The 8,734-nt window shown below is 47.5% G+C and carries 9 protein-coding genes; 4 read left to right on the top strand and 5 right to left on the bottom strand.

Annotation, left to right across the window (positions count from 1 at the left end; translation table 11 throughout):
- Window positions 1-238: 238 nt before the first annotated feature.
- The 4 genes from purL (at window position 239) to AC5RDV_RS04460 (ending at window position 5,823) form a co-directional block, all read left to right on the top strand.
- On the top strand, window positions 239-3,943 hold the full coding sequence (gene purL, locus AC5RDV_RS04445; protein ID WP_282748048.1) for a phosphoribosylformylglycinamidine synthase: 3,705 nt from the start codon (window positions 239-241) through the stop codon (window positions 3,941-3,943).
- A gap of 88 nt (window positions 3,944-4,031) precedes the next feature.
- Window positions 4,032-4,580 (top strand): chromate transporter, encoded by a 549-nt coding sequence (locus AC5RDV_RS04450; protein WP_008626337.1) that lies wholly within the window; start codon window positions 4,032-4,034, stop codon window positions 4,578-4,580.
- A 7-nt stretch (window positions 4,581-4,587) separates the two neighbouring features.
- On the top strand, window positions 4,588-5,163 hold the full coding sequence (locus AC5RDV_RS04455; protein ID WP_008626338.1) for a chromate transporter: 576 nt from the start codon (window positions 4,588-4,590) through the stop codon (window positions 5,161-5,163).
- Window positions 5,164-5,184: 21 nt separating this feature from the next.
- Window positions 5,185-5,823, top strand: coding sequence for a MarC family protein (locus AC5RDV_RS04460; RefSeq protein WP_130894302.1), 639 nt, complete (start codon window positions 5,185-5,187; stop codon window positions 5,821-5,823).
- Between the two features lie 105 nt (window positions 5,824-5,928).
- Here the strand turns inward: AC5RDV_RS04460 and AC5RDV_RS04465 are convergent, their stop codons facing one another.
- The 5 genes from AC5RDV_RS04465 to AC5RDV_RS04485 all read right to left on the bottom strand — a co-directional run bounded on the left by AC5RDV_RS04465 (window position 5,929) and on the right by AC5RDV_RS04485 (window position 8,459).
- Window positions 5,929-6,393 carry a DUF4252 domain-containing protein gene (locus AC5RDV_RS04465; RefSeq protein ID WP_282748047.1) on the bottom strand — a complete coding sequence of 155 codons (465 nt, stop codon included), beginning with the start codon at window positions 6,391-6,393 and terminating at the stop codon, window positions 5,929-5,931.
- A gap of 12 nt (window positions 6,394-6,405) precedes the next feature.
- Complete coding sequence (locus AC5RDV_RS04470) at window positions 6,406-6,843, bottom strand: DUF4252 domain-containing protein (protein WP_282748046.1); 438 nt, start codon at window positions 6,841-6,843, stop codon at window positions 6,406-6,408.
- On the bottom strand, window positions 6,840-7,331 hold the full coding sequence (locus AC5RDV_RS04475) for a PG0215 family putative anti-sigma factor (RefSeq protein WP_282748045.1): 492 nt from the start codon (window positions 7,329-7,331) through the stop codon (window positions 6,840-6,842). Before AC5RDV_RS04475 ends, AC5RDV_RS04470 begins: the two co-directional genes overlap by 4 nt.
- Complete coding sequence (locus AC5RDV_RS04480) at window positions 7,309-7,833, bottom strand: GFO_1088 family ECF-type sigma factor (RefSeq protein ID WP_282748044.1); 525 nt, start codon at window positions 7,831-7,833, stop codon at window positions 7,309-7,311. The genes AC5RDV_RS04475 and AC5RDV_RS04480 overlap by 23 nt, the downstream gene beginning before the upstream one ends.
- A 161-nt stretch (window positions 7,834-7,994) precedes the next feature.
- Window positions 7,995-8,459, bottom strand: a complete 465-nt coding sequence (locus tag AC5RDV_RS04485) for a MaoC family dehydratase (RefSeq protein WP_282748043.1) — start codon at window positions 8,457-8,459, stop codon at window positions 7,995-7,997.
- Between the last annotated feature and the right edge of the window lie 275 nt (window positions 8,460-8,734).

Genomic DNA, 8,734 nt, shown 5'->3' on the forward strand with positions numbered 1-8,734 from the left:
ATGCCAATACGTCTTTTTGACCATTTGTTTAGCTTAATCGACCACAAAGATATTTAAAATAAATATAATATAAGTATATTTCATGAAATATTTTGGAAGAAGTTTTATTTTTATAGGCAGAGATTCTTTATTTTATATTATCAAGATTACTTTTCTAAGATGTCAGGACGTGCAATCGGGCTTTTTTGCTTAACTTTGCAGCGCAAGTATTTATTCTAATCTGTTACAAATAGTAGTTATGTCTATTTCATTTTTTAGAACTCCCGGCGGGAGCGTCATCGCTACAGAGGCGGACCATCGTCTCAATGCGGAGGAAATCGAAAAATTATGTTGGCTTTACGGTGGTGCCACCGTGGAAACCGAAGACGGACTGAAAGGTTGTTTCGTAGGTCCGCGTCGTGAGATGATTACTCCGTGGAGTACGAATGCCGTTGAGATTACTCAAAACATGAGCCTCAGCGGTATTTCTCGTATAGAAGAGTATTTCCCAGTGGAAGATGAACATGCCGGGCACGATCCGATGCTGCAACGTATGTATAAGGGTTTGGACCAGGATATTTTTACGGTTGATATCCAACCGGCTCCCATCGTGTATATAGAGAATCTGGAAGAATATAACGAACAGGAAGGATTGGCTCTTTCGCCAGAGGAAATCGAATACCTGCATCAGGTGGAAGGCCAGTTGGGGCGTAAGCTGACGGATTCGGAGGTGTTCGGTTTCGCACAAATCAATTCCGAGCATTGCCGTCATAAGATTTTCGGCGGTACGTTCATCATCGACGGGAAGGAAATGGAGTCTTCTTTGTTCCAGATGATTAAGAAAACTACACAGGAAAATCCGCATAAAATCATTTCGGCATACAAGGACAATGTGGCTTTTGCACAAGGGCCGGTGGTGGAACAGTTTGCGCCGAAAGACCATTCCACGTCCGACTATTTTGTGATCAAGGATATCGAGTCTGTGATTTCCATCAAGGCGGAGACACACAACTTCCCGACCACGGTGGAACCTTTCAATGGAGCTTCCACGGGAACGGGCGGTGAGATACGTGACCGTATGGGCGGAGGTGTCGGTTCATGGCCGATAGCCGGGACGGCGGTCTACATGACCTCTTATCCGCGTACAGATGAGGGTCGTGATTGGGAGGACATCCTGCCGGTACGCCGTTGGTTATACCAGACTCCGGAACAGATTTTGATCAAGGCATCGAACGGGGCTTCCGACTTCGGTAACAAGTTCGGGCAACCGCTGATTACCGGTTCCGTACTGACATTTGAACATCAGGAGAACGGCGAACGTTACGGTTATGACAAGGTGATTATGTTGGCCGGAGGCGTGGGATACGGCACAAAGCGCGACTGTTTGAAAGGAACGCCGCAGAAAGGCAACAAGGTCGTAGTGGTCGGCGGTGACAACTACCGTATCGGTTTGGGCGGCGGTTCTGTTTCGTCGGTGGATACGGGACGCTATTCTTCCGGCATCGAACTGAATGCCGTGCAGCGTGCGAATCCCGAGATGCAGAAGCGTGCCAACAATTTGGTGCGTGCATTGTGCGAAGAGGACGTGAATCCGGTGGTTTCCATACACGACCACGGTTCGGCCGGACATGTGAACTGTCTTTCCGAGTTGGTGGAGGAGTGCGGTGGATTGATAGATATGTCCAAATTGCCGATTGGTGACAAGACTTTGTCTTCTAAGGAAATCATAGCCAACGAATCGCAGGAACGCATGGGATTGTTGATTCAGGAAGAACATATCGAACACGTGCGTAAGATAGCCGAACGCGAGCGTGCACCGATGTACGTGGTCGGTGAAACGACCGGCGACGCGCACTTTGCTTTCCAGCAGGCCGATGGCGTGCGTCCGTTTGATTTGGATGTGTCGCAGATGTTCGGTCACAGTCCTAAGACGTACATGCGCGACAATACGGTGGAGCGTAAGTATGAGGACGTGACGTATGATGAAGCTAAGTTGAATGAATACGTGGCTCGTGTGTTGCGTTTGGAGGCCGTGGCTTGTAAGGATTGGCTGACCAATAAAGTAGACCGTTCCGTGACGGGCAAAGTGGCGCGACAGCAATGCCAAGGTGAAATCCAGTTGCCGTTGAGCGACTGCGGTGTCGTGGCTTTGGATTACCGTGGAAAGGCCGGTATCGCTACCGCTATCGGGCATGCGCCCCAAGCCGGTTTGGCAGACCCGGCCGCAGGTTCCGTGCTTTCGGTGGCCGAATCGTTGACTAATATCGTATGGGCACCGTTGGCCGAAGGGTTGGACAGCGTGTCTCTCTCTGCCAACTGGATGTGGCCGTGCCGCTCTCAGGAAGGCGAAGATGCCCGTTTGTACCAAGGTGTACAGGCTTTGTCCGATTTCTGTTGTGCTTTGGAAATCAACGTGCCTACCGGAAAAGATTCCTTGTCCATGAGCCAGCAGTATCCCGGCGGCGAGAAAATCATCTCGCCGGGTACGGTCATCGTGAGTGCCGGTGGTGAGGTAAGCGACGTGAAAAAGGTAGTTTCGCCGGTGATGGTCAATAAGGAAAAGACCACTTTCTATCATATCGATTTCAGCTTCGACGATTTGCGTTTGGGTGGTTCGGCTTTTGCCCAATCTTTAAATAAGGTGGGTTCGGACGTGCCGACCTGCAAGAATCCTGAATATTTCCGTGATGCTTTCAATGCCGTGCAGACGTTGGTAAACAAAGGCTTGGTTTTGGCCGGTCATGACATTTCGGCCGGAGGTTTGATTACCACTTTGCTTGAAATGTGTTTCGCGAATATGGAAGGCGGTATGGAAATCTCTTTGGACAAATTCGGACGTCATGACATCGTGAAGATTCTCTTGGCTGAGAATCCGGGTGTGGTGGTGCAAATTGCCGACAAACATAAGGCGGAATTCAAGAAAATCATGGAAGATGCCGGTGTGGGTTATCTCAAGTTGGGACATCCTACGGACGAACGCCTTATTCAAGTGACAAAGGACGGTGCGGAGTACCAGTTCGGCATAGATTATCTGCGTGACGTATGGTATAGCACTTCCTACTTGCTCGACCGGAAGCAGAGTATGAACGGACGCGCCAAGGCTCGTTTTGAGAATTATAAGATGCAGCCGCTCGAAATGGTGTTTAATAAGGATTTCACGGGCAAGTTGGCGCAGTACGGGTTGAACCCTGACCGTCGTACCCCGTCGGGCATCAAGGCCGCCATTATCCGTGAAAAGGGAACGAACGGTGAGCGCGAAATGGCTTATTCGCTCTATTTGGCGGGATTCGACGTGAAGGATGTCATGATGACCGACCTGATAAGCGGACGGGAGACGTTGGAAGATATCAATATGATTGTCTTCTGTGGCGGGTTCTCCAATTCGGATGTGTTGGGTTCTGCCAAAGGTTGGGCCGGTGCTTTCTTGTATAATCCGAAGGCCAAGGCGGCACTCGACAATTTCTATGTCCGTGAAGACACGCTGTCTTTGGGTATTTGCAACGGTTGCCAGTTGATGGTGGAACTGGATTTGATTAATCCGGAATTTACGAAGAAGGCGCACATGTTGCACAATGACTCTCATAAGTTTGAATCGGAGTTCGTAGGGTTGACCATCCCGATGAACCGGAGCGTGATGTTCGGTTCGCTGAGCGGGAACAAGTTGGGCATCTGGGTAGCTCATGGCGAAGGCAAGTTCTCGTTGCCTTATCCTGAAGATAAGTATAATGTGATTGCCAAATACAGCTATGATGAGTATCCCGGTAATCCGAACGGGTCGGATTACAGTGTGGCCGGTATATGCAGTGCCGACGGGCGCCATTTGGCCATGATGCCCCACTTGGAGCGTGCCATCTTCCCGTGGCAGAACGCCTGGTATCCGGCAGACCGCCGTGCGGATGAGGTCACGCCTTGGATGGAAGCTTTTGTCAATGCCCGTAAGTGGGTGGAGGCTCATAAGAAATAATCATGTCCGGACGGCATGCAAAGGGGCTGTGCCTATGTCATGGCGCAGCCCCGTGTGCTGTCTGTGCATCCCGTGTAAGAGTTGGAATATGAATATTTATTGGAACAGTTTCCGTACGTTTTTCCGCATAGGTTTGTTTACCATAGGCGGGGGATATGCCATGATACCGTTGATTGAAGCGGATGTGGTGGACAAAAACAGATGGGTGAGCCGTGAAGACTTTCTGGACTTGATGGCCATAGCCCAAAGTTGCCCCGGGATTTTTGCGGTCAACATGAGCATTTTTATCGGCTATAAGCTGAAGGGCGTACCCGGTAGCGTGGTTTGTGCTTTGGGTACCATCTTGCCCTCTTTCTTGATTATTCTCGGCATAGCCTTGTTTTTCCAACAGTTTCGGGATAATGAGACCGTGCAGAGCATTTTCAAGGGTATCCGTCCGGCAGTGGTGGCACTGATAGCCGCCCCTACGTTTAAAATGGGGAAGAGTGCCAAAATCGGGATGACCAATGTGTGGATACCGGTGGTGAGTGCCTTGTTGATTTGGCTGTTGGGTGTTTCTCCTATATACATTATTATAATGGCTGGTTTGGGAGGTTACCTGTACGGCCGTTATGTCAAACCGTCGGAAAGTAAATGATAAAGATATGTGGTGGTTATATATAAAGCTTTTCTATAGCTTCTTCAAAATCGGCTTGTTCGGTTTTGGGGGAGGCTATGCCATGATTTCCTTGATTCAAGGGGAAGTGGTCAACCGTTATCATTGGTTGACGAGCGGGCAGTTTACGGATATCGTGGCTATCAGCCAGATGACACCGGGGCCGATAGGCATCAATTCGGCTACGTATGTGGGCTATACCAGTGTGGTCAATGCCGGTTACGGGCATGGTTGGGCGGTATTGGGTAGTGTGACGGCAACTTTTGCCGTGGTGCTTCCGTCGTTTATCCTGATGTTGCTTATCAGTAAGTTCCTGATGAAGTTCAAGAACCATCCTGTGGTGGAACATGTGTTCCAGGGTTTGCGTCCGGCTGTGGTCGGGCTGTTGGCGGCGGCAGCCTTGCTGTTGCTCACACCTGAGAATTTCAGTACACCGGACAATCCGTGGCAGTTCTATATCAGTATTTTCCTTTTTGCCTTTGCTTTTATCGGCAGTCTGGTGTATAAGATGAATCCTATCAAGTTGATTTGCTTTTGCGGGTTGGCGGGATGGATTCTGTTTTAACCGTTAAATAATATGAGTATGATGGATACGGTAATTCCTTTTGCGTTGTTGTGTTTCACTTCGTTGTTTACCATCACCAGTCCTTTGAGTACGATGCCGGTGTTTTTGACGATGACACAGTCTTTGGATGAGAAAGAACGGCGTGCAGTGGCCATACGCGCCACTTTGGTGGCTTGTTGTGCATTGTTGCTGTTTGTATTGGCAGGTCAGTTCTTATTCAAGTTTTTTGGTATTTCCACCAACGGTTTCCGCATTGTGGGTGGAATTATTATTTTTCGTATCGGTTTCGACATGTTGCAAGCCAAGTACACTCCGATGAACTTGCGGAAGGAAGAAATCAAGGAGTATGCCAACGATGTATCCGTGGCTCCTTTGGGAATTCCTTTGTTATGCGGGCCGGGGGCAATAGCCAATGCTATCGTGCTGATGCAGGAAGCCTATTCCTTTGAGATGAAGACGGCGGTGATAGTAGCCATTATTTTGGTTTATCTGATTACGTTCGTTCTTTTACGTTGGGCAGGGGTTTTAGTGAAGTTCATCGGTGAGACAGGAAATAATGTGATGATGCGTCTGATGGGGTTGATCCTGATGGTGATTGCAGTGGAATGTTTCGTAAGTGGGGCGCGCCCCATCCTGACGGAGATCCTGCATGGAAGTTAGAGCCTGCCTGGAGGTAAAAGAAAAAAGGCGGCAAAGGATAGTGGCAAATCGGGCATAATCCTTTGCCGTCTTTTGGTCAGTGGGTTATGAGAGAAAGGATATCCCTTATTTAAAGGTGCCGTTTTTGATGATTTTGTGTATGTCTTTTATATTGAATTCACCTTTGAGGAGTACGAGTATGCCGTCTTCTTCCGAGTCATCTGTTGAACGAATGACGACTACGATTTGGTGAATGACTTCCTTGTCTTTTTTGAAAAATACCCGGATGTGTTCATCGTCCTCCTTTACTTCTACCATTTTGGAATAGTCCTTAAAGTCCAACATTTCCAAATCATCGAGGTAACGTTTGAGAAGAGTAGAGTCGTTTTGCAGTTTCTCGGGCGTGAGCACTTTTATGCTTTTCACGTTGATGCCCGCCTTGTGGAGTTTCTTTTTCACCAAAGGCATGAGTATGCCCGGCATACGTACGGATGCTTGGTCGTATTGGTTGACGAATGCGTCTATTCCGGTGGTCTGCCTGCTGCACGACATGGCGCAAAGGCAGGCAAGGATAAGGATGAAATGTTTCATGATATTTGTTTTTTAGAGGTTTTTTAATAGTTTTTCCAGTTCTTCTTTCCGCATGTCTCCTATAATCCAAATCAACTGAGTGTCTTCTTGGCTTTGGACGGTGATTAGAAATGCGCTTTGGCGGTCAGAGGATTTTTCTTTCTTTAAGATACAGACCTTTTCGTCGGAGTCTACCGTTTTGATGAGTTGTTTGTACTTTTCGGCCTTGATGCATTGCTGCAAGTCTTTGTCGATGGACTGGAGAAGTTGTCGGTTGTCTATGTCCAGTATGTTGATTTCCTTAATGGATATGTTCGACATATCAGGCAATAAGGTCTTGATGATTTCGCCGTTTATGTTGACGTAAGTCACTCCTTGCTTTTCGGCATAACGGTCGAACAACGTTTGTTGGGCTACGGCCGGCATGATGTATGCCAGTCCGGCCAATAGCACTATAAATCGTCTTTTCATAAGGCAATGTCTTTAAGTTCGTGAATATTCTTATGGATGTCTCTTTTGATGTATTTTAATCTTTCGTGGGTGCGCAGGACGCTTTGTTCGCCCGTTTCTATACATTTGAGCGTACTTCCCAGTGCTTTTTTGGCAATGAGGGTTTCTTGGGGAGTGAGTCCGTTATGCTGTTGCAGGACATGCGTGATACCCACGTAGCAAAGCAAGGCGGCTGCCACGGCCACTGGTCCCCAAAAAAGAAAGCGCCTTTTACGGGAGGGGACGACAGATTGCCGGTCTATCCAAGCTTCCAGACGTTGTTCCATTCCGTCAGGCGGGAGGGCTTGGCTTTCTTCCGCCAAGATACGGAAGAGGGTAGCGTCGGCATGGCTCTCTTCCGTATGGGAAAGGAAGTGAGTCCGGAGCAGATTTTCTTCTTCCAAAGTGGTTTTTCCTTCGTAATACCGCTTCAAGAGTTCCTGGTAATCAACTGTATTTTTTCTGTTCATGGTGGTTCTTTGTTTTTATATATAGTTCTCGTAATTTTCGACGGGCGCGGGAGAGTATCATCCGGATGTGGGCTTCTTTCAACTGTACGGCGGCTGCAATTTCTTCAAAACTGTATCCGCCAATGTCCCTCATGACGATGACTGTGTGTTGGGGCTCTTCCAAACTATCAATATATCGGTGCAGCAGTGCGGCTTCTTCCGAGTGGATGGTCTCTGAATAAGGAGTGGATGCCGCAGCTATGGTACGTTCTGTTTTTTCGTAGTTTTCGTATGAGAGGTGTCGTTTCCGTATGGTGTCGAGACACAGGTTCTTGATGCTTGTTACGGCGTACGCCCTGGCATCAAGGATTCCGTCCAGTGTATCCCGTTGTTTCCATAGTTTCATATAGGCTTCCTGTACCATGTCTTCTGCGTCTTCCGGATTTCCCAATATCCGGTAGGCGGTGCGATACATGGAGGCAGACAACGGTAAATAGGTCTGTTTGAAGGTTTCTTTGTTCATGCGAGGGCTATGTTTTTATAAAGAAGACGCAAGGGAAGCGTTTTTGCAACAAAGGAAATAAAAAAAACTGCGGTAGTCTATTTAAAAAGACGAGTGCCGCAGTTTTTAGAATGTGTGCCGGTAATGTATCCGCTAAAAAGCGTCTGGCTATCTTTGTCGTATCAGTTGAAATAATAAATGAAGATAGCCGTACCCTCCAATGCTTTTTTTCCGGTTTCTTTGATGTCCATCGTGAATCTGATTTCGGCCTTGACGGCACCGCGCAGATTGGCTAAAGACTGGAGTTTTGTACTCAAACGCACGTTTTGTCCGCTGAGGACGGCTTGGCCGAATTTCATCTTGTCGATACCGTAATTAATCATCATCTTCAGATTGTTCACCTCAATGATTTGGTTCCATAAGTAGGGTAGGAGGGAGAGGGTCAGATAGCCGTGTACGATGGTGCTCTTGAACGGGCTTTCCTTTTGGGCACGCTCCACATCCGTGTGAATCCATTGATGATCCAAAGTGGCATCGGCAAAGAGGTTGATACGTTCTTGATCCACCTGCAAATATTCCGATTCGCCCAAAGGCTGCCCTACATATTTTTCAAAATCTTCGAAAGAATTAATTACTAATTTACTCATGTTCCCTGAGATTTAAGTTTATGTAATTTGTTATTTGTAAGCAAATATACAGAATAAAGTGTTTCCGGACAATAATCCGGCTGTTTTTTTGTTTTTTCTTCCCTGGAAATTTTAGAAAAAAGCCTTTCATCTTTCAGGATATGTTATAAACATCTCGCTTTAAGTATATTAGTATCCTGAAGGATGGAGGTGCCATCTTTCAGCCCACTTTCAGGTAATAGGCTGCTACCGTTGTGCGCCAAACGGAAAATCAATCTCAGGCGAGTGATTTTTCA

Source organism: Paraprevotella sp. (assembly GCF_986071375.1).